Annotated in this window: 16 protein-coding genes; 14 read left to right on the top strand and 2 right to left on the bottom strand. The window is 35.0% G+C overall.

Features of this window, described 5'->3' with window-relative positions:
* Window positions 1-4 precede the first annotated feature (4 nt).
* Genes sbnC through sbnI form a run of 7 tightly spaced genes read left to right on the top strand, consistent with a single transcriptional unit; the run spans window position 5 to window position 9,209 of the window.
* Window positions 5-1,774 carry a staphyloferrin B biosynthesis protein SbnC gene (gene sbnC, locus M4L39_RS00730; protein ID WP_277580271.1) on the top strand — a complete coding sequence of 590 codons (1,770 nt, stop codon included), beginning with the start codon at window positions 5-7 and terminating at the stop codon, window positions 1,772-1,774.
* Window positions 1,764-3,023 (top strand): MFS transporter, encoded by a 1,260-nt coding sequence (locus tag M4L39_RS00725; protein ID WP_277580270.1) that lies wholly within the window; start codon window positions 1,764-1,766, stop codon window positions 3,021-3,023. Before sbnC ends, M4L39_RS00725 begins: the two co-directional genes overlap by 11 nt.
* Entirely contained in the window at window positions 3,013-4,740 is a 1,728-nt protein-coding gene (locus M4L39_RS00720; protein ID WP_277580269.1) for an IucA/IucC family protein, read from the top strand. Before M4L39_RS00725 ends, M4L39_RS00720 begins: the two co-directional genes overlap by 11 nt.
* On the top strand, window positions 4,727-6,499 hold the full coding sequence (gene sbnF / locus M4L39_RS00715) for a staphyloferrin B biosynthesis protein SbnF (RefSeq protein ID WP_277580551.1): 1,773 nt from the start codon (window positions 4,727-4,729) through the stop codon (window positions 6,497-6,499). The genes M4L39_RS00720 and sbnF overlap by 14 nt, the downstream gene beginning before the upstream one ends.
* Window positions 6,474-7,268: an HpcH/HpaI aldolase family protein gene (locus M4L39_RS00710; RefSeq protein WP_277580268.1), complete on the top strand. Its 795-nt coding sequence runs from the start codon at window positions 6,474-6,476 to the stop codon at window positions 7,266-7,268. The genes sbnF and M4L39_RS00710 overlap by 26 nt, the downstream gene beginning before the upstream one ends.
* Complete coding sequence (locus M4L39_RS00705; protein ID WP_277580267.1) at window positions 7,243-8,433, top strand: type III PLP-dependent enzyme; 1,191 nt, start codon at window positions 7,243-7,245, stop codon at window positions 8,431-8,433. Before M4L39_RS00710 ends, M4L39_RS00705 begins: the two co-directional genes overlap by 26 nt.
* Window positions 8,434-8,444: 11 nt before the next feature.
* Window positions 8,445-9,209, top strand: a complete 765-nt coding sequence (gene sbnI, locus M4L39_RS00700; protein WP_277580266.1) for a bifunctional transcriptional regulator/O-phospho-L-serine synthase SbnI — start codon at window positions 8,445-8,447, stop codon at window positions 9,207-9,209.
* Window positions 9,210-9,302: 93 nt separating this feature from the next.
* Here the strand turns inward: sbnI and M4L39_RS00695 are convergent, their stop codons facing one another.
* Complete coding sequence (locus M4L39_RS00695; RefSeq protein WP_431197609.1) at window positions 9,303-11,204, bottom strand: endonuclease/exonuclease/phosphatase family protein; 1,902 nt, start codon at window positions 11,202-11,204, stop codon at window positions 9,303-9,305.
* Between the two features lie 237 nt (window positions 11,205-11,441).
* On the opposite strand from M4L39_RS00695, the gene M4L39_RS00690 reads away from it, so the two are divergent.
* From M4L39_RS00690 to M4L39_RS00660, 7 genes are all read left to right on the top strand, one after another.
* On the top strand, window positions 11,442-12,350 hold the full coding sequence (locus tag M4L39_RS00690) for a LysR family transcriptional regulator (protein WP_277580264.1): 909 nt from the start codon (window positions 11,442-11,444) through the stop codon (window positions 12,348-12,350).
* 237 nt (window positions 12,351-12,587) lie between these two features.
* On the top strand, window positions 12,588-13,979 hold the full coding sequence (locus tag M4L39_RS00685) for an MFS transporter (RefSeq protein ID WP_431197615.1): 1,392 nt from the start codon (window positions 12,588-12,590) through the stop codon (window positions 13,977-13,979).
* 25 nt (window positions 13,980-14,004) lie between these two features.
* Complete coding sequence (speB, locus tag M4L39_RS00680) at window positions 14,005-14,979, top strand: agmatinase (protein WP_277580262.1); 975 nt, start codon at window positions 14,005-14,007, stop codon at window positions 14,977-14,979.
* Window positions 14,980-15,158: 179 nt separating this feature from the next.
* Complete coding sequence (locus M4L39_RS00675) at window positions 15,159-16,403, top strand: amidohydrolase family protein (RefSeq protein WP_277580261.1); 1,245 nt, start codon at window positions 15,159-15,161, stop codon at window positions 16,401-16,403.
* Between the two features lie 188 nt (window positions 16,404-16,591).
* Complete coding sequence (locus tag M4L39_RS00670; RefSeq protein ID WP_277580260.1) at window positions 16,592-17,992, top strand: poly-gamma-glutamate hydrolase family protein; 1,401 nt, start codon at window positions 16,592-16,594, stop codon at window positions 17,990-17,992.
* Between the two features lie 150 nt (window positions 17,993-18,142).
* Entirely contained in the window at window positions 18,143-19,918 is a 1,776-nt protein-coding gene (locus tag M4L39_RS00665; protein ID WP_277580259.1) for a purple acid phosphatase family protein, read from the top strand.
* Between the two features lie 84 nt (window positions 19,919-20,002).
* A complete protein-coding gene (locus M4L39_RS00660) occupies window positions 20,003-20,680 on the top strand; it encodes a hypothetical protein (protein ID WP_277580258.1) in 678 nt (225 codons plus the stop codon).
* 648 nt (window positions 20,681-21,328) lie between these two features.
* Here M4L39_RS00660 and M4L39_RS00655 read toward each other — a convergent pair.
* Window positions 21,329-21,502, bottom strand: a complete 174-nt coding sequence (locus tag M4L39_RS00655) for a hypothetical protein (RefSeq protein WP_277580257.1) — start codon at window positions 21,500-21,502, stop codon at window positions 21,329-21,331.
* Window positions 21,503-21,551: the final 49 nt, after the last annotated feature.

Below are 21,551 nucleotides of genomic sequence, written 5' to 3'. Positions count from 1 at the left end.
TTCAGTGATAGAAGTCACAGCGAATCATCAACAAAATCATGCGCACACTACTATTTTAAGAGATCTAGTGGATGGTCTATTATTTGAAGATGTCTTTGGTCTTTTGACAAAAAGTGAAGCATTGCAAAATGCCTCAGATATAACATTGAAATATGGCAACGAAGACAAGACGCTCTATATACCTGTTTATCATAGTGGTTTAAATATCTATAGGTTAAAAGGAACGGTTGTCTTCGTAAAAGAAAATGATCAACAACATGAGATCAATGCCTTAGCGTTATGGGATATATTAGTTGAAATGAATGCACCGTCGAGCCGTGAGTTGAATACAGCACGTTTTCGAGAAGGTCTTGAAGTTGCGATGAACCAGCTAACAACACAATTAGAAGAATTAACATTATCAGAGCATCTTTTTATAAAATCAGAACAGTTTGCGAGTTTAAAGGATCGTCCATTTCATCCTTTAGCTAAAGAAAAACGAGGTTTAGGTAAAGAAGATTATTTACAATACCAACCCGAATATTTTAAAACTTTTTCTTTAAAAACGGTTGCGATACATCGTGATTACATTTTAAAGAGTGAGTATTTAAACGAAGGATTACTCAATGAAGCATTGGCAATCGAAGACGAGGAGACATTAGCACACATCCTTGAGGTAGCAGGTTTATCTTTGGAAAAGTATATGGTATTTCCTGTCCATCCTTGGCAAATGACACATGTGATTCCCGAAATGTTTCAAGCAGAAATCGCAGCGCATATTATTGTGCCACTAGATTATGAGTTCGGCACGTTTCTGCCATCATCATCTATGCGTTCGCTCATTGATATTCATCGCCCATTTCAACATATTAAAGTACCGTTTTCAATGCAGTCGTTAGGTGCATTGAGATTAACGCCGACACGTTACTTATTAAATGGTGAAAAGGCAGAGCAATTATTAAACCAAATTATTCATCAAGACAGCACTTTACAAACGAAGGTAGGGCTGTGTAATGAAAAGCAGTGGTTATCATTTATTAATGCAGACAAAGATATATTCCAAGATCAAATAGGCCACCTCACAACACAGATTAGAAGTTATCCTAAGCAAGTGGCAGAGCCATCGTCACAACTGGTATCGATGGCTGCATTAGCAGCACATGATGCAACATTATATGAAGATATTCTTGGCATAGAGCAAGCTCAAATGGAAAGTCAGCAATTAGAAGCATTATTTGATGAGATGATAGACCAATTTCTTCATATTATGCTTAAATTTATGAAAAATGGTGTCTTACCAGAAGTACATGGACAAAATATTTTAATTTTATTTAAAGAAGGACATGTGGATCAATTTATATTGAGAGATCATGATACAGTGCGTATTTATCCACGGTGGATGCATGAAAATAACATTGATATTCCACAATATGCGATAAGCAAAAATTCTCCAAATACATTAATTAATGAAGATATAGAAACGTTCTTTACGTATTTTCAAACATTAGCAGTATCAGTGAATTTGTATGCGATTGTAGATATGCTGCATCACGTTTTTGGATTGGATGAACTCGTTTTAATGAATAAAATTAAATCATCGCTTTCAAAACATGTGCATCAAATGGATTGTTCGAAAGCGGATAAAGCACAAGTGCAACATATTTTGTTCGAGAAGCAAACGTGGCCTTTTAAACGCGTACTCTTGCCCCTGTTACATCAACAAGAATCAGGTGGCGGTAGTATGCCATCCAGTATTGGGACGATACCAAACCCAATGATGCGTCATGAACAATGAAGCGATTTGGTATAGGAACTTTCGCATATTATGGTTGAGCCAGTTTATTTCTATAGCGGGGCTGACCGTACTGGTTCCTTTGTTGCCAATCTATATTGCATCACTTAAGGATTTATCTGTTACCGAAATTCAATTATGGAGTGGGATTGCGATTGCAGCACCTGCTGTCACAACGATGATTTCGTCACCGATGTGGGGCAAACTTGGCGATAGAATAAGCCGGAAATGGATGGTACTACGTGCATTATTAGGTCTAGCAGTTTGTTTATTATTGATGTCACTCTGTACGACGCCACTGCAGTTTGTGTTAGTCAGATTATTACAAGGTTTATTTGGCGGTGTCGTAGATGCTTCTAATGCATTTGCGACGAGCGAAGCACCTGAAAAAATGCGTGGTAAAGTACTTGGGAAATTGCAAAGTTCCATTAGTGCAGGCTCTCTAGTAGGACCACTCATTGGCGGCGTAGCAGCAAGTATTGTTGGCTTTCAGTCGTTATTATTAGTGATTGCCATTTTGACCTTTATTGTCTGTGCAGTGGGCATTAAATTACTTATAGAAACCACACATCAGCATAATAGTAGTAAACCAGAACCTATTCGTTGTGGTGTAAGACAATCGTTTAAATGTTTACTATGTTCTCAAGTGACATGCCGTTTCATTATTGTTGGTATGCTTGCCAATCTGGCAATGTATGGAATGATGACCGCACTTGCGCCTTTAACAACTGGCGTAAACCAGACCTTTTTAGATGATAAAGCAGCAGTTGGTCTCGTTCAATCTGCATTTTGGACTGCTTCTATTTTAAGTGCACCATTATGGGGAAGCTTAAATGATAAAAACTATGTCAAATATGTCTATTTAATCACTGCGCTCATTTGTGGTTTAAGTGTCATATTCCAAGGTCTGTCCAGTACACTGTGGATGTTAATCATCTTTAGAGTGATACAAGGATTCACATATAGTGCATTAATTCAAAGTGTGATGTATGTCGTTGTTAAGGCATGCCACCAAGATTTAAAAGGAACTTTCGTTGGTTCCACTAACAGTATGTTAGTTATAGGGCAAGTTGCAGGCAGTATGCTAGGCGCTGTGATTACAAGTAGCTATAACCCTACGATTACGTTTATCGTGATGGGCGGCATATTTATAAGCAGTTGCGTTGTCTTATTATCTTCGCAATTAAATGCTGTGAAAGATTATAAATTAACAATGAATGTATGGGAGTTGAATAATAAACGTGCAAAGTAATCAGAATATTGAAACAGCTGAACATGCAGCTGTAGAACGTATATTGAATGTATATTTTAGAGAACAAAATTTGTATAACGCGCAACCAGAGCAAAACATGTGGCACCTCATACTCGGGCCATATAAAACGTTAATAGGTAAATTTAATTATTGGTCGGCAATGGGACATCACTCATACCACCCAGTGATGTGTGTACAAGACAATGGCACATCTTCACAGTTAGCACCAATGGAAGTGATAGAACGCTTGTTTGAGATGCTGGCTCAACAAACTGAAGATGAAGACACAAGTGGATTAAAAGTAATACTACAACGGATTTATCAAGATATTAATAATAGTGTAAAACGCACAGCACTTTATTTAACACGTGCGCAACAACAACAAACTGAAGATGATTATATTATTTCGGAACAGTCCCTTTATTTAGGACATCCGTTTCATCCAACGCCCAAAAGTTCTGTCGGCTTTAGCGAAGAAGATTTATTGAATTATGCGCCGGAGTGTCACGCACAATTTCAACTGTATTACATACAAGTTGACCGTTCTATCATGCTTGAGCGATATGTGGAAGGCAGAGCCACAGTAGTAAATGAATTAGTATTACAGTTGGCACAGTTAGATATAACTGACATAGAAGCAGGTTATACATTATTACCCATGCACCCATATCAAATGACCGTATTAAAAGACAACGCTAAGTTTAAACAATGGATGCATGACGGCTTAATTAAAGATATCGGTGTCAGCGGATATGATGTCTATCCGACGTCTTCTGTTCGCACGGTATTTTCAAAAAAACTTAACATTTACTTGAAATTACCGATAAATGTCAAAATCACAAACTTCGTAAGAACGAATGATTATGAACAAGTAGAACGAACGATTGATGCTGCAAGTGTAATCGCGTCGATAAAACCAGATTATGAAACAAAACATTTCAAACTGATGTTTGAAGAAGGTTATCGTGCATTGAAATACACGTCTGAAGGCGGTGCTTTTGATTTATTAGCAAACACTGCAATGATCGTGCGTGAAGGTATTGAAGATTATCACTCGGAGAAACAAATTCACGTGTTAGCCAGTCTATTTGAAACGATGCCACATGAGCCGGATTCGAAGTTAGGGGACATAATTGCTCAAAGTGGTTTGTCAGATGAAGAATGGTTAAGTGCGTACTTAGACATTACCTTATATCCAATGCTTGAATTACTATCTGAAACTGGCATTAGTTTAGAAGCACATGTACAAAATACTTTAATTGAATTTACAGATGGTCATCCGGAAGTATGTTACGTCAGAGATTTAGAAGGCGTATGTATAGCAGAAGATATCGCAAAACGTGCACAGATTGTCCCCAATATAGTACGAAGTGATAGCCCAGTTGTTTATAGTAATGAAGCGGCCTGGCATCGATTTAAATACTACATTATTGTAAACCATTTAGGACATTTGGTCGCTACAATGGGAAAACGTGTGGGCAGTGAAACGACGTTATGGCAAACAGTCCGTAAAAAATTATTGGATTGGTCTCAAGACACAAGCACATCAACACAAATGAAAGTCTATATAGATGACCTATACGAAAGCCCAACATTTTCAGCAAAAGCGAACTTTATGAGCAAAATAAAAGATTGTGGCGATAATCCACTTTATACCAATATACCGAACCCAATGTTTATGGAAGAGGAGGCACGACAACATGATGCACAATATTGAGCAACAAGTAAAACAACGCATTATGAATCAACTTGTAACTTCTATTATATATGAAGATGTTGTGCGATATGAGGTAACACACCAAGGTGATACTTCGACTGTAACGATTGAAGCGGACAACGTCACCTATCGTACTGAAGTGAGAGAATTAGACAGCTTTCAAAGGCTAGAGCTCACGTCACCTATATGGCGAATTACAGACGATGGTGATATGGACATAACGGTTGATTACGCCACAATGTTACGAGAAGTCATATATACATTTGATAAAAATAGTGAAAAAGTTGAGGCGTTTATTAATGAATTACTACAAACGGAACTAAAAGATAGACAAGCTATGCGACATAAAGAGATGACTGCGGGTAGTGTTAAATTAACGTTCGATGCACTTGAATCTTATGCGATGGAAGGCCATCCCTATCACCCAAGTTATAAATCACGTCTCGGCTTTACGCTTGTAGATAACCTGCAATATGGTCCTGATTTTCAGCCAACATTCACACTGAAGTGGCTCGCAATTCCAAAACAATATATTGAACAGACTGTCTCTAAAAATATTGAATTGCAGCACTTACTTCAACAACAATTAGGTGAGGAAGTTGTGCAGCAGTTTAAAAAAGTGCTAATAGCGTTAGACAAATCATTAGATGACTATGAATGGTTGCCTGTGCATCCTTGGCAATTTGATCACATTATTGCGAATGAACTTGCTGAACAATGGATGAATGGTGAGCTTATATTACTAGGTGAATCGGAAGAATACTATACACCGCAACAATCGATTCGTACTTTATCACCTGTAGACACGTCTAAATATTATATTAAAGTGCCTTTAAGCATTACGAATACGTCCACTAAACGCGTATTAGCGCCACATACGATTGAAAACGCAGCGCAAATTACAGATTGGTTAAAGTATATTCATGAACAAGATAGCTATCTAAATGAAAATTTAAAAACTGTATTTTTAGGTGAAATATTAGGTATGTCATATCTTAATGACAATTTATCTGAATCAAAACGTGAAGCCATTTATGGTGCAGTATCTGTTATATGGCGAGAGAACTTACACAGTTATTTAACTGAAACGGAAGATGCGATACCATTTAATGCGATTTATAGTTTGGACCAACAACAAAATCCACTTATTCAGCGATGGATTACACAATATGGTGTAGAAGCTTGGGTTCGACAATTTATCAAAGTAGCAGTGCAACCGATTATCCATATGCTTTATTACCATGGGATTGCGCTTGAATCACATGCGCAAAACATGATGCTCATTCATGATGATGGTTGGCCAACTCGTGTAGCAATTAAAGATTTCCATGACGGTGTTCGCTTTAAACGTTCATTACTGAGTACCGATGCACAAAATCCTCAATTAAAAGACACTCCAGAAGAACATAAGAAAATAAATCGTAATTCATTTATTGAAACAGAAGACGTGGAGCTAGTTAGAGATTTTGCTTTAGACGCATTTTTCTTTATTAACATTTCTGAAATTATTATGTTCTTTGAACGTCACTATCATTTGAGCGAACACGAACAATGGATGTATATATACGAAGAAATTGAACAGTATCGTCAAATGCATCCTAACTTACCTAATTATGAACACTTTGATTTGTTTGAAAAAACGATACAAGTAGAAAAATTAACGACAAGAAGATTATTAGAGGATACGGAAATAAGAATACATCACGTAAGTAACCCGTTAGGAGTGATTCATCATGATGACGTTATCCCTCAAAGATAAATTAGCACAAGAGGCGCAAGTCTATGGCATTTTCAATTCGATTCCGAATCCACTTGTTATTGAAATTATCGCAGCAAGTGGTTACGATTTTGTAATTATAGATACTGAACATGCTGCCATTAACGATGAAAAGTTAGAACATTTAATTCGTGCAGCTGAAGCAGCGCAAATCACCCCCATTGTCAGGGTCACACAAGCGATTGATCGAGATATTATCAAAGTGTTGGACATGGGCGCAAGAGGTATTATTATCCCACACGTTAAAGATAAAGCGACAGTAGAACATATTGTGGAATTAAGTCGTTATTATCCTCAAGGCATGCGCAGTTTAAATGGTGGACGTATGGCCAAGTTTGGTGAAATTCCTTTAACGGATTATATGGCGGACGCAAACGACAAAATTATTGTCATGGCTATGATTGAAGATCAAGAAGGCATCAGTGCCATAGAAGAAATTGTACAAGTTGAAGGCTTAGACATGATTATTGAAGGTGCTGCCGATTTATCTCAATCGTTTGGCATGCCATGGGAAACGAGCAGTGAGGTCGTACAATCAGCATTAGGTTATATACATGATGTGACAAACACATATCATAAACACTTTTGTGCTTTGCCAAGAAATAAAGAACAACAAGATAAATGGGCACAACGTGGTGTTAATACGTTTGTACTCGGAGACGATCGTGGCAAGTTATACCGAAATTTAAAATCAGAACTAACCTCATTTAAAGGAGGGGCAGAACGTGACACAAATATCCGACAAAATTAAAGAGATAAAGCAAAGTGGCGTACCTGTTTGTCATTATATTTATGATTTAAACGCATTACGTCAGCATGTGCATAAAATCGTTTCGTCCTTACCAGAGAACTGTGAGATGTATTATGCGATGAAAGCCAATAGTGAAGATGAAATTTTAGCAACGATGAGCGAATCTGTTGCTGGATTTGAAGTCGCTTCTCAAGGTGAAATACAAAAAGCGTTAACACATAAAAAAGCGAAACGTATTATTTTTGGTGGTCCAGGAAAAACTGACGAAGAATTAGCATTTGCAATCGAGCAAGGCATTCAACGTATTCATGTGGAAAGTATATATGAATTAAAAAGGTTAAACGCTATCCTAGATACCAAAAACGAACAGATGGATGTCTTATTACGTGTGAATTTATCAGGACCTTTTCCCAATGCGACGTTACACATGGCAGGACGACCAACACAATTTGGTATATCAGAAAATGAAGTCGAACAAGCAATCAAAGTGGCACTTGAACTACCTCATATCAACTTAGAAGGATTTCATTTTCACTCTATTTCAAATAACTTAGATGCAGAGTTACATTTAGATGTCATGCGACTCTATTTTCACAAAGCCAAAGTATGGGCAGAGGCTTTTCAATTTCCACTGAAACATATCAATATCGGTGGAGGTATCGGAGTCAATTATGCAGACTTAAACCAACAATTTGAATGGCAGAAATTTGTTGAGGGCTTTAAAGACGTGATTAATGAAGAAGAGATGAATGACGTTACGCTGAACTTTGAGTGTGGTCGTTATTTAGTTGCGCATATTGGTTACTATGCGACTGAAGTCATTGATATCAAGCAAGTGCATAGTGCCTATTACGCTATTTTAAAAGGGGGCACGCAGCAATTCAGACTGCCAGTATCATGGCAACACAATCATCCTTGTGAAATATGTCATATTGACCATAATCCTTATCATTTTGAACGTATGGAAGTTGCAAATGAAAAGGTGACATTCGTTGGTCAACTCTGTACGCCCAAAGATCTTTTCTCAAAAGAAACACCAGTAAAATCTGTAAGAACTGGGGATGTCGTAATATTTAATTACGCTGGCGCTTATGGTTGGTCTATTTCTCACCATGATTTTTTAAGTCATCCACATCCGACATTTATCTATTTATCTGATCAATAAGGAGGACTAAAATGGAACATATGTATAAAGCACTAAAACTTGTACCAGTTGAACAAATAGACTTACATGAAACATTTGAGCCGAAGCGTTTAGAAAAAACAAAGCAGAGCATTGAAGCGGATCAAATTATGAGACATCCAGTGTTAGTTACACAAACACAATCAGGTAGATATATGGTAATCGATGGTGTGCATCGTTTTACGAGTCTTAAGGCTCTTGGATGTTATGTTGTACCAGTGCAAGATATTAATGAGACACAATACTCAATTAGTACATGGAACCATAAAGTGCCTATTGGTCAGTGGTGGGAACATTTGCAACAAGATAAAAGTTTGCCATGGACGACTGAAATTAAAAATACCACACCATTTATTACAATGTGCAAAGGCTATGACGAACAATATTTATATGTAGAAGATTTAAGAGAACAGAAATTAGACGCATGGGCTAAAGTCGTGGCGAGTTATAGTCAAACTTATGATGTGGAACGTATGGCACAGAGTGATAATACTTGCGTACCTAGCCAACATATTTTGATGAAATACCAGCCGCTTCATTTTCAAGAAATCGAAACAATCGTCAATAGAGGAGAAACTGTCCCAGCAGGTGTCACGCGTTTTAATATTTCTGGTCGTTGTCTTAACTTGCAAGTGCCATTAGCAATTTTAAATGAACACAGTGAGCTAAACAGAAATGTAAAATGGAATAAATTTTTAGATGAAAAAATGGATAGCGTACGTTGTTACTCTGAAAAAGTATATTTAGTTGAGCAATGACGTCTTATTATAAATAGAAAAAGAACGAGTGATGCATGGCATCCTCGTTCCATTCTGTCGACAAAGTCTTATGATTTTGTCGATTTTTTGTGCCTATTTAGTTTTTTTATCTTTCTTTGCTTGTTTTAAATCAATTTGAGCTAATAGTGGATCGTGGTCACTTGCACGGCCTGACATATCAGTGAAATCACTGTTTACATGAATTGGATCCAGTTCTGTATGGTTTTTCAAATTATTTGAAACGAATATATGATCAAGTGCCTGTGAATTACCTTGATAGTTATATGAATAACGTTCGCTTTCAGGTAAATCGTAAATCATATTGCTCATATTAAAGCTTTCCAATGCTTTTAATGGTTTTGACCATTGGAAATCATTGTAATCGCCAACGGATACAATATTCGCATTAGGATTGTCTTTTTGGACTTGTTCTACAAATCGTCCGACTGATTTCGCAATTTCCACACGCTGATTTTCACTTTCTAATACGGGTGGTTGTTGACTACCGAATAGGGGCGTATCACCGTTTTTAGAATTCCAATGATTCGCTAATACGATGACTTGTTCTCCATGGAATTTAAATTGAGCAGCCAATGGTTTTCTTGAATCATCAAAGGCAGGATTATTCGGATCAATGCGACCTGGATTTAATGTTAAGTCGCCATCTTTATATGAGATTGCTGTGTCGGCGTCCCCAGACTCAATAGATTTATCAAATTGAACACGCTTAGGATTATATAAGAAACCAACACGGATATTCGCATCAGGCTGTCCGCCGTCTTCATTCATTGAAGGGTCGATATTTAAATATTTATACTTTGGCCCGCCAGCTTCTTCAATATCTTTAATTAAACGTTCATAAGACTTATTAGCTTCTGGTCCGCCTTCTTTTGGTCCGTCATTATCTTGTACTTCAGTCACCCCAATAATATCAGGATTCTTCATATGTTCTGTGATACCATTTGCAATTTTATCTGCTTTATCCTCTGTGGTAGATGATGAATTATTAGAGAAATTTTCTAAATTATAAGATGCAACATTGAGCTTTTGATTACTTGGTTCAATGGAAGTTGGTTTTGGCTCAGTGTCGCCCTCGACATGTGCTTTTTTCATGTCATCTAAATCTACATTTAATTTGTAGTTTTGAAATCCATAATTCACATGACCAATAATCGGACCTTTAAATTTATCACCTGTTGCTACATCAAAATCACGTGCTTCATTATTATCATACATTTTAAAAGGAATACGTTCACCATGCTGATCATTTTCTTTTAAACGTACACCGCTATTGTTTGTTTCAGCAGGTTCGTCGTCTAAGACAGTGAAAAGGTCGCCGTGTTCTTGTGGACCAACACTTCTGACGTCGCCAACTTCAACACGCATACCTTCTAGTGATTCCCAGTAGTCAATTGCATATTGCTCACGATCAAATGTCTGAAAGTGATCATTTGCGGAAATATTGCTTGGTACTTTATCAATCACATACGGGTCGGGCAATTTTTGGTTACTTTCTTCAATAGCTATGTTGCCACCTTTATCGTCACGTGCATTTATTTGAGTTACTGGTAAGTCAGTTTCTTGTTTATCCCCATAACCATCGATGTAATATTCATCGACAGTGCCTGTAACTTTAACTAAGTCACCTTTTTGAGCATCATAATTTTGATTCCCAGTATAAATGATAAGACCTTCAGATGTATTTGGATTATTATCCTTTTTATCGTCAGGTGTTTCAATATGTAAATACTTGCCACCATTTAATTCATATTGATATGTAACAATGCCTTCTATGTTATTTACTTTTTTGCCATCATAAGGTGATTGATGACCTTCGCCTTGGATATCGTGAATCGCTAAACTTTTTGTTGAATCATCTTTAGTTTCTTGTGCATCCTTTTCTGTCGTTGTTGCGTGAAGCGTGCTAGGTGCTATGACTGTAGTTGCTAATGCCATAGATGTGATAAATGACCAAGTTAATTTCTTCAAAACCATTCCCCTTTAAATTTCAATTTTAATTATATTGTAACAAAGCTAATTCAAAGGGACTGTTAAGATAGGGTAAATTAATATTAAGTTTAATCTGGATAATGGTAATGGAAAATACCAAATAAATTCTTTTTGAATATCTTGAATTAGGATTAATGATTTTAGTGAGTTATCTAGCAAGAGAAAATAGTGTAATAATACTGTAGAATGATGTGTAATGATTTGAAAATGGGAGGTTTTCATGTGCAAGATGATGATTATAAAATATTGTCGTTACTCAACGAAGAACAAAGTTTTACTAAAGCAGCAAATAAATTATTTATGTCCCAACCATCATTATCGTATAGAATAAAGAAAATTGAGAAAGAGTTTGGTATTAAAATTATTAATAAAGTGGGAAATGAATTTAATTTTACAGCTGAAGGTGAGCACTTAGTTAAATTTTCAAATAAAGTATTATCTGAGATTCAAAATTTAAAATCAAGTATTAATGAAATACATGAAGAATTAAAAGGTAATTTAAAATTAGGCGCAAATACAAACTTTGCAATTTATACCATGCCAGAATTAATAAAGCAGTATTCTCAAGATCATCCAGAAGTATATATGAATATGACGAGCGGATGGAGTATTGAGATACTAGAACAATTGGAAAATCATGATATAGATATTGGGATATTAACTGGTGAATACGATTGGCATGGAAAGAAAATGTTGTTAAAGCAAGATCCATTAACAATTATTAGTAAAAAACCAATAAACCTAAAAAAATTACATGAACAGTATCGTATAGTTTATAAATCACACCAAAATTATAATACCTACATAGAATTAGAAAACTCTATTTCTAAATCAATTAATGAATGGTGGGAGGAACGTTATGATACATATGCTAGGAATATTTCCCAAGTTGATAAGATTGAAATATGTAAAAAATTTGTTCAAATAGGTATGGGATATTCAATTGTTCCACGATCTTGTATCTTAGATGAAGATACTTTTTACACAAAAGATTTGAAGTTTAAAAATGGTGAGTGTATTACAAGAAGTACTTGGTTGTTATATCGAGAAGAAGCATTAAATTCTGATATTATTAACTTCATTAATTTTTGTAAGTGTTATTTTACATTAGATGAAAGTAGCGATAAGTAGTTATCTACTTATCGCTTTATTTTTTGAAAGGATATAAAAAAATAAATGAACTCATAAATAAATTTTATACAGGGTAACATCTTAAAGTTATTCGAGGAACATAAAGGTTATTGTAGTGCTATTTATTGTGAATTCATTTCATTTTTAATTTATCAGATTATTCAGAAATATATTTGCGGAGCTCTAATCATGGTGCTAAACTTCAACTAATTTGAAGTTACCTTCAAATAAAGGGGGATTGCCATGAAAACTAAAAGACAGACCGATATGTATATTTTAGGAATGGTTTTGGCAATATTGACTTTTTGGCTTTTTGCACAATCAATGATTAATATCATTCCAACCATGCAAAAAGACCTAAAAGTTTCAACAGGTGTTTTGAATATTTCCACGAGTCTAACTTCATTGTTTTGTGGATTATTCATTGTAGTTGGTGGCGGTATAGCAGACAGAATTGGGAGAAAGAAAATAACTTATGTTGGTTTGATTATCAGCATCATTGGCTCATTATTAGTCATAGTTGCTAGAGAACCTATCTTATTAATTTTTGCAAGAGCGCTTCAAGGCCTGTCAGCTGCTTTAATCATGCCGGCGACTCTAGCTTTAATTAAAACAACATTTGAAAAAAGTGAGCGTCAAAGAGCTTTAAGTTATTGGTCATTTGGCTCGTGGGGTGGGGGCGGCGTAACGACATTTGTTGGAGGATTAATAGCAACTTACTATGATTGGCGTATGATATTTATACTATCAATTGTCGTTGCTATGATCGCCATGTTTTTATTGAAAAATATTGAAGAAACAAAAGTATCAAAAGTAAACAAAGAAAAATTTGATATTGTCGGTTTTGTAATTTTCGTGTTTACCTTGCTCGCTATTAATGTCATCGTGACGCAAGGGCAAGATTTGGGTTGGACAAGTTTTACTATAGTTACATTATTTATTGGTTCTATCCTATTAACGTTAGTATTTATATTTTACGAAAAAACAAAATCGCATCAATTTATTGATTTTGAATTGTTTAAATCAAAACCATTTACTGGTGCAGTTTTAACCAATTTTTTACAGAATGGTATAGCAGGAACAATTGTTGTTGCTAATACTTATATTCAAATTGGTAGAGGATTTACTGCTTTTGAAACAGGATTGTTAACACTTGGTAATATTGTTGCACTCCTATTAATGATTAGAGTAGGAGAAAAAATGCATCAGAAAATGGGGCCAAGTAAACCGATGTTTTTCTCGATTATTATTGCAAGTGTTGGTATGAGTTTTGGAGCATTAACATTTTTACCTAATCTTCCTTACCTCATTGTTGTATTTATAGGATTTCTAATTGCAGGTATTGGTATTGGATTATATGCAACGCCTTCTATAGATACGCTATTAGAACATGTGAGTGATGATAAAGTCGGTATTGGTTCAGGTATTTATAAAATGGCCAGTTCATTAGGTTATTCTTTTGGAATTGCAATATCTACAGCTATCTATAGTTCATTTTCAGTATTATTTAATAATGAGCATTTAGCAGGAGCACTTGGCATGCTAACACCATTATTATTTGGAATAGTTTCAATTATCATTTTGATGTTAACAATGTGTGAAAAATCATTGAAAACGAGATGGACTTAATAATTAAAAACAGGGGGAATTTAATATGATGAATCCAGAAGAAAAACAAACTCTTAATCTACCGTTTACAGGTATTTGCACTTTTGGAAAATATCCAGTTTGTGAGAGTATTGAAAAATTAAAAGAGCTTAAAGCTGATGTCGCAGTTATCGGCGTACCTAATGATATGGGAACGCAATGGAAATCAGGCGCAAGAATGGGACCAAGAGGAGTTAGGGAAGGTTCAACTTTATATAGTTTTGGATTAGACGGAGCTTACGATATCGAAAATGACATTACTTATTTAGGACCAAAGTGGAAAGTCTTTGACGTAGGTGATGTAGATATTGTACATGGCGATCTTATGCAAAGTCATGAAAATACAGAAGCAACTTTAAGTAAAATTGTTGAACAAGATGCTATGCCTGTAATTATTGGAGGAGATCATTCAATAACAGCTGCAACAGGTAAAGGACTTGAAGCATTGGGACCTTTCCATGTTTTACAAATTGATGCACACTTAGACTGGGCTGATCACAGATCTGGCCAAAGATATGGTCATGGTAGTTGTATTAGAAGATTATCTGAAATGGACCATGTGAAAAATATTTATCAATTTGGTATTCGTGGTATTAGTAGTAGTTTAAAAGAAGATGTTGATGCAGCACATGAATATGGTGCAACAATTTTATCTCCTAAAAAAATGCGAGAAAAAGGACCAGAAAAATTGGCAGAACTCATTCCTAAAGGAGAGAAGTTGTATATCACAATTGATATAGATGGTATAGATCCATCAATAGCTCCCGGAACAGGGACTCCTTCTCCTGGAGGTTTATTATATGATGAAGTGAACGAGCTGTTAAAAGCAGTAGCTAAACATAATGAAGTTATTGGATTTGATTTAGTTGAAGTAGCTCCGATGTATGACCAAACTGGCATGACAGGTCAAACTGCAGCACGTGTCATGTTAGATTTATTAAGTTATGTATTAAAAGAAAGAGAATTAAAAGGTGACAGATAGTTATATCTTGTAAGTACAATATGAGATTAAAGTGAAACGAATTTAAAAATAAAGCACTTCCATAAACAAATATATGGAAGTGCTTTTTGTGACTGATTTCGATTTAATCTCATTTGCAATGGGTCGATTAACATTTCATTTTGTAGTTATGGTAAATATAGATGGAGGAGGTTTTATAAATGTTTAAAAAATTTATTAATGCAACAATATATAAACACGATTATGCATCCGAGATTTTAGTAGAAGACGGCAAGTTTTCATCTTTTGGAAACAACTTTGGCGAAGCCGATGAAGTAATTGATTTAGAGGGTGCGCTAGTATTACCCCCATATGTAGACGCTCATTTACACTTAGATTATTATTTTACTGGTCAAGATCCACAAATAAAAAACGAATCAGGTACATTATTCGAAGCGATTGATTTATGGAATGATTATAAAAAAGGTACAACTAAAGAAGAAATGAAATCACGCATGCGACAGGCAGTTAACGATGTGGCAGGCTATGGTACACAATATATTCGAGCTCAAACGGACTGTACAGATCCTAATTTAACAGGTATTAAAGCAGCGATTGAAGTACGCGATGAACTCAAAGATAATATCACGATACAAGTTGTTGCCTTTCCACAAAATGGTATGTACTCTTTTGAAGAAAAAGGCCAAACAGGTCGTGACTTGGTGGAAGCAGCATTACAATTAGGTGCAGATTGTGTCGGAGGCATACCTCATAATGAATGGAGCCCTGAAGATGGCACAAAGGCGGTTAAAGAAATCGTACGTCTAGCTATTAAATACAATAAATTAATTGATGTGCACTGTGATGAAACAGATGATGTTGAAGCACGTTATTTAGAGATATTAAATGCTGAAGCGATGAAACAAGGCTATGGTCAATCAACGACTGCCTCTCATACATGCTCATTTGGTTCAACAGATGATGCTTATGCATTCCGTATGATGGGGTTATTTCATCAATCTGGCTTGAACTTTGTATCTTGTCCTACTGAAAATTTATACTTACAAGGCAGACAAGATGGCTATCCTAAACGTCGTGGCTTAACACGCGTTAAGGAATTCGTAGATAACAATATTAACGTAGCATTTGGTCAAGACTCGATTGTTGATTTATGGTACCCAGCAGGTTCAGGTAACTTAATGAATATTTTAGACAATGGTCTACATGCTACTCAATTAATGCGTGAGGAAGATTTCCCACGTAATTTTGATTTAATTACTTATAATGGCGCCAAATTAATGCAGATTGAGGGAGTTTATGGTTTAAATGAAGGTAAGCCAGCTAACTTTATCGTGCTTGATGCACCCAACGTATTCGAAGCTCAACGTCGCCGGGTTGATTGCCTAGCTTCTGTTAGAAATGGTGATTATTTATTTAAAAAAGAAAAAACCACAATTCACGATTGAGTTGGATGTTGAGAGAAAGACAAAGTAATATAGACGCATACCAATATTGTGTGGTTGGTATTATATATATTTAATTTTTAAATTCTAATGATAAACACAAGTGTTGCATGGTATATAATAAAATATTGCTTTTATAGAATTATTGGTTATGATTATACTAAAATAAATATTTATTAAGGGGAATACACATGAACAATGTTTTTAGATTTCGTACCTTTTCAGTAAGTAAAGTGACTTTTGGAATTGTGACTGTGGCAATAACTTTAAGCGTAATCAATTTAAAAAATGAACAGGCACATGCGAGTAGATCAACGAAGAGCGAAATCCAGACTACAGCAACGCAAGCAGAAATCGAAAACGCAACAGAGGCCAAAAACCAAACTGAAATTGAAAACCCAACAGAGGCCAAAAACCAAACTGAAATCGAAAATCCAATAGAGATCAAAAAACAAACAGGAATCGAAAAACCAACAGAACAACCCCAAGAGACTACAAAAAAATTAACTTCTACATCTAATCAACCTATAATGAGCGGATTAGATTATGATGAAACAACTGCGAAAAAACCAGAGGACACATTAAATTTTAAAACTACAAATGCTCCCATGACATCAAAAACTAAAATACCACCCAAACCGATAAAACAATCTCACTCAAGCTCAGAAACTGTAAGCCCAAAATCTAAATCGTCAGCGTCAACTGCACAAACAACAACAGAAACAAACAACACAAGGGCTACAGCGGAATCATCAACTCAAAACGCAACAGCAATTAAAACGAGAAGAGCGCCCATATCATCTGTCTCACCAACTGAGTCAGCATCTATGAAAACAAATACAACTACACCCAATACCGTAACATTGTCCACAAACCAATCTAAAACAACAATTAATAAAATGTCGGCATCATTAACAAACGAAGTTAAATATTCTAGTAATGTAGCAGTTGAGACAAACACCACTGACTATTATAATTCAATGACCGAATTGGAAAATGACACAGTAGAAAACGTAGATTGGAAAAAAGAGACTAAAGATAATGGCAGTGAAGTGCTTGTGGTAGCAGCTCATGGTGGTGGTATAGAACAAGGTACTTCAGAATTAACAAAATTATTAGCTAATGAAGGTGATTACGACTACTTCTCTTTTGAAGGTATTCGACCATCTAATAATTCACAATTACACGTTACTTCCACACGTTATGATGACCCAACATTGAATCATATGATTAAAGATCGTAAAGCAACAATTGCAATTCATGGTGCTCAAGGTGATGAAGAAATTGTTTATTTAGGCGGGTTAAAATCTACATTAAAAGATGAAATTCAAAATCAACTTGAAAGATACGGTTTTGTGGTAGAAACGCCTCCAGAAAATATAGGAGGGTTGAGTGACAACAATTTTATAAATAGTGAAGAGAATAGCACAGGTATTCAACTCGAATTAACGAGAGCTTTAAGAGAAGCATTTTTCAAGAATGGAGACCTGAGTGCTGTTTCTAGAACAAATACTGACAATTGGACATCTACCATGTATGATTTTTCTGACGCATTATATACAGCAATCCAAAATATTTATCCGGAAATTTAAATAATCTTAAAAATATTGGATTTTATATTTTAATGATTTCAAATAGTAATTTAAAATTTACAAAATCCATATAGCATTAACTTTAAATTAATACTACATTGCTAAAATAGTGAATGAAACATTAAAAATTCCTATTGGGGGGTACGTGTGATGGCATATAAGTATCGTTCTATTGCTGTAAGTACTGTAATGAGTCTAGCTTTAGTATTTACTACAGTTTCAACACCAACAGCTGAAGCAAGTGGTTCAGGTAGTGCAACAGAAGGCGAAAAAAGCGGTGATATTGAATTACTGGATAAAAAACCTAAAGTAGCCGAGGTTCCAGAGAACAACAACCCTAACCGTGTAATCACAAATTTTAAAGGTGACACCAAATCAGAAATGGGTTTTAGTTGGTATACCACAGATAAGTTCAAAGATTCTAAAGTATGGGTTTCAGAATCTAAAGATTTTAAAGACGCAAAATCATTTGATGCTAAACCTAAAAAAGTAGACTCTAAGTATCTTGAAAGAGATAAAGATGGCAATATCATCTATAAAGATGTTGCCAAAGATGATGAAGGCGAACCTATTGAAAAAAATGGTAAATCTAAAGTAAATGGTTATTATACTGATGAAAATGCAGGTGGCCCTGAATGGACGAGTGGCGACAAGCATGGCAAAACAGATTTAATTAAAGAAAAAGAATATACATACAAAGCACACGCTAAAGATTTAAAACCGAATACGCAATATTACTACAAAGTTGGTAGTGAAAGCGGGAAGAAAAGTGAAATAGGTAAATTCAAGACTTCCGGTGATAAAGGCGATCCATTTAGCTTTGTACAATATACAGATACACAAAATGCTTTTTGGAATGAGAACGTAAGAAATGAAGCAGCATTTGGGGCTGATACATTGAAAAATGCAATTCAAACAGCAGGTGATCCTAACTTCGCACTGCATACAGGGGACTTTGTAGAAACTGCTGAAGTTGAAGATGAATGGAAAGATTTATATAAACAATCTAGACCATCATTTATGTCATTACCAGTTGCTGCAGCACCAGGTAACCATGATGAGTATGCATTGAATGAAGAAGACAAAAAATTATTGAATAAATTCAATGAACACATGAACGTACCAAAAGAAAATGACGCTGTTAATGGCGGTTCGTACTATTCATTTGATTATAATGGGGCACACATGGTAGTAGCGAATACGAACGACAATAAGAAATCAAAAGACAATCCAGATGAAAAAGCCATCGGTGATGAACAGATGGAATGGATTAAGAAAGATATTAAACAGGCGCGAGACAATGGGGCAAAATGGGTTGTTTTAAACTTACACAAACCAATGTATTCTAAATCATATCATGCACTTTCAGATGAAGATGTGAAGAAAGTAAGAGATGAATTAACAAAAGAAATTGATGATCTTGACGTTGACTTAGTATTACAAGGTCACGACCACGTGTTATCACGTACACATCCATTAGAACACACATCAACGAAAAATAGTTTTGTGAATGCGAAGAAAGAAGATACAGAACAATTTGTTGGCGAAGATGGCGTGAAATATTATGACGATCCAGATGGTTCAGTTTATGTATTACCTAACACTGGCGGTACGAAAGAATATGACAGCATTTATGATCGCTCATTAGAGCATATTAAAAAAGTAAGACCAGAATTAAGCTGGTTAACTCAGAAAGATTTAGATCATTACAACAGTCTATTCAAACTAGGTGAACAACCACAAGAAACAGATGCATTTGAAGATAAACACGAAAATAACAGAGATTCATCAGCTCAGAACTTCTCAGTATATGAAGTTGAAGGCGATCAATTGAAAGTTAAAATTTATCAACTGCGCGGTGACATCAGTAAAGGTGAACAACGTAGCGTAGAATTAGTAGATGAATTTGGTATTCAAAAAGATTAAATATAATTAAAACCGATACCTAAGCTGTAATTAATTTTATAGCTTAGGTATATCGGTTTTCCTTTGAAAAAGGAGACTTGTTTTATGAAACAATATATTAAAGCTTTATCAATAATATCTATTTGTACAGCATTACTTATAGGTTGTAGTAATGAAAAAGCTGAGACAGATAAATCGACTGGAAAAGAAGCAGTAGCGCAAGAGTCTAGTAAAAAAGAAGCATCAAATAAGACTCAAATTTCTGATAAAGAGCAGAAGAAAATAAAAGAAGAAATGATAGATTGGTTAGCTGAAGATAAAAAAGAAGACGGTAAGGCAGTCTCCAATCGTTATTTTAGTACAAGTAGTATTTCTGATGGTGATTGGTATGCGGGTACGGAAAAGGGAGAAATTCAAATCAATAATACAGGCAAACCTGGACCTGAAGCATTCGATTTACATGCTGTAACTGGCGCTGTTGCCTATACACCTAAAGATGGCGAATCAGGCTTTGATGAAGAAGCGGAAGACCTTTCTAATGTAGAAGGTTATAAGGAAGTTGCAGATTTAAGTAAGCCAGTGACAAAATACATTTTCACAGAAGAGGGTAAGGTCTACGAATACGAATTTGAAGGTCAAGAAGATGTCACTTTAGCATCAGGCTTCGCACCGAAAGACCATACTGGTAAAGATCCCAACTTACGCCCAGACCAACAATTTAAAGAAACCGAAAACAAAGCGTTGAGTGAGCATTATAAGAACTTGATAGAAGAATATAAATAAATGCAGTTTTAAAGTGAAAGTGGAAAAGAAATATATTTGAGGTTAAGCAACCATAAGTTGTTTAATCTCTTTTTTATTTTGAAAATAAATTATAATAATTGTACGTGTAAGATTAATAAATGAACATTAACGTGTTGTCAATTGAATGCTATATTTAGATTAACAGAGGACTGATGTTGGTGAATTTATCATCCCTGCAAATTGATAATCAAATTAATAGCAAGGAGGTTAATTTAATTAATGAATTTAGACATTATTATTAGTTTACTTTGTTTTGTAACGTCGTTGATTTTATCTTTTTATATTATAAAAACGAAAAACATTAAAATTATAGCGTCAATAGAATCTCACAAAGTTTCTAAAAATAAGATTAATAACATAGTGTATTTATTTGTGGTGTGATTGGTGTTAGCCACAATGTTCAGTGTGTTAGCGAGATTAACGATCGATTATAATGAATGGGTGGCATATAGATTATGTGTCATGTGTTTTATAGTTCTTATTGTATTTTATGTTTACTATATGACAATCACAAAATAAAAATGTTGCTTACTTGTGGTTTAGTAATATTAGAATCATCTAATGCTTTGTTTAGTATATATAAAGCCCCTCATTATTTATGACGAGGGGCTTTTTGTGAAGTGAATATTAGCTTTCATTTTCTAATATAACGTCTTTATACTTATAAATATCGATACGGTTAACAATCTGTCTTTTGAGTAATTGAACATGTTGTGCTTTGTTCATACTACTAGGCATATTGACTGGTTTGTAGTTTTCCCAATAGTCGAGTTCCGTGAATAATTCGTGCAATGATTTCATAAAAAATACCACCTTTTCATTTTTTACAAATAAAATAGCCCTTCTTAGA

Origin of the sequence: Staphylococcus equorum, from assembly GCF_029531845.1 — a bacterium.
GTDB lineage: Bacteria > Bacillota > Bacilli > Staphylococcales > Staphylococcaceae > Staphylococcus > Staphylococcus equorum_C.
The sequence above is the reverse complement of the archived record's forward strand: the minus strand, read 5'-3'. Positions and strand labels throughout refer to the sequence as shown.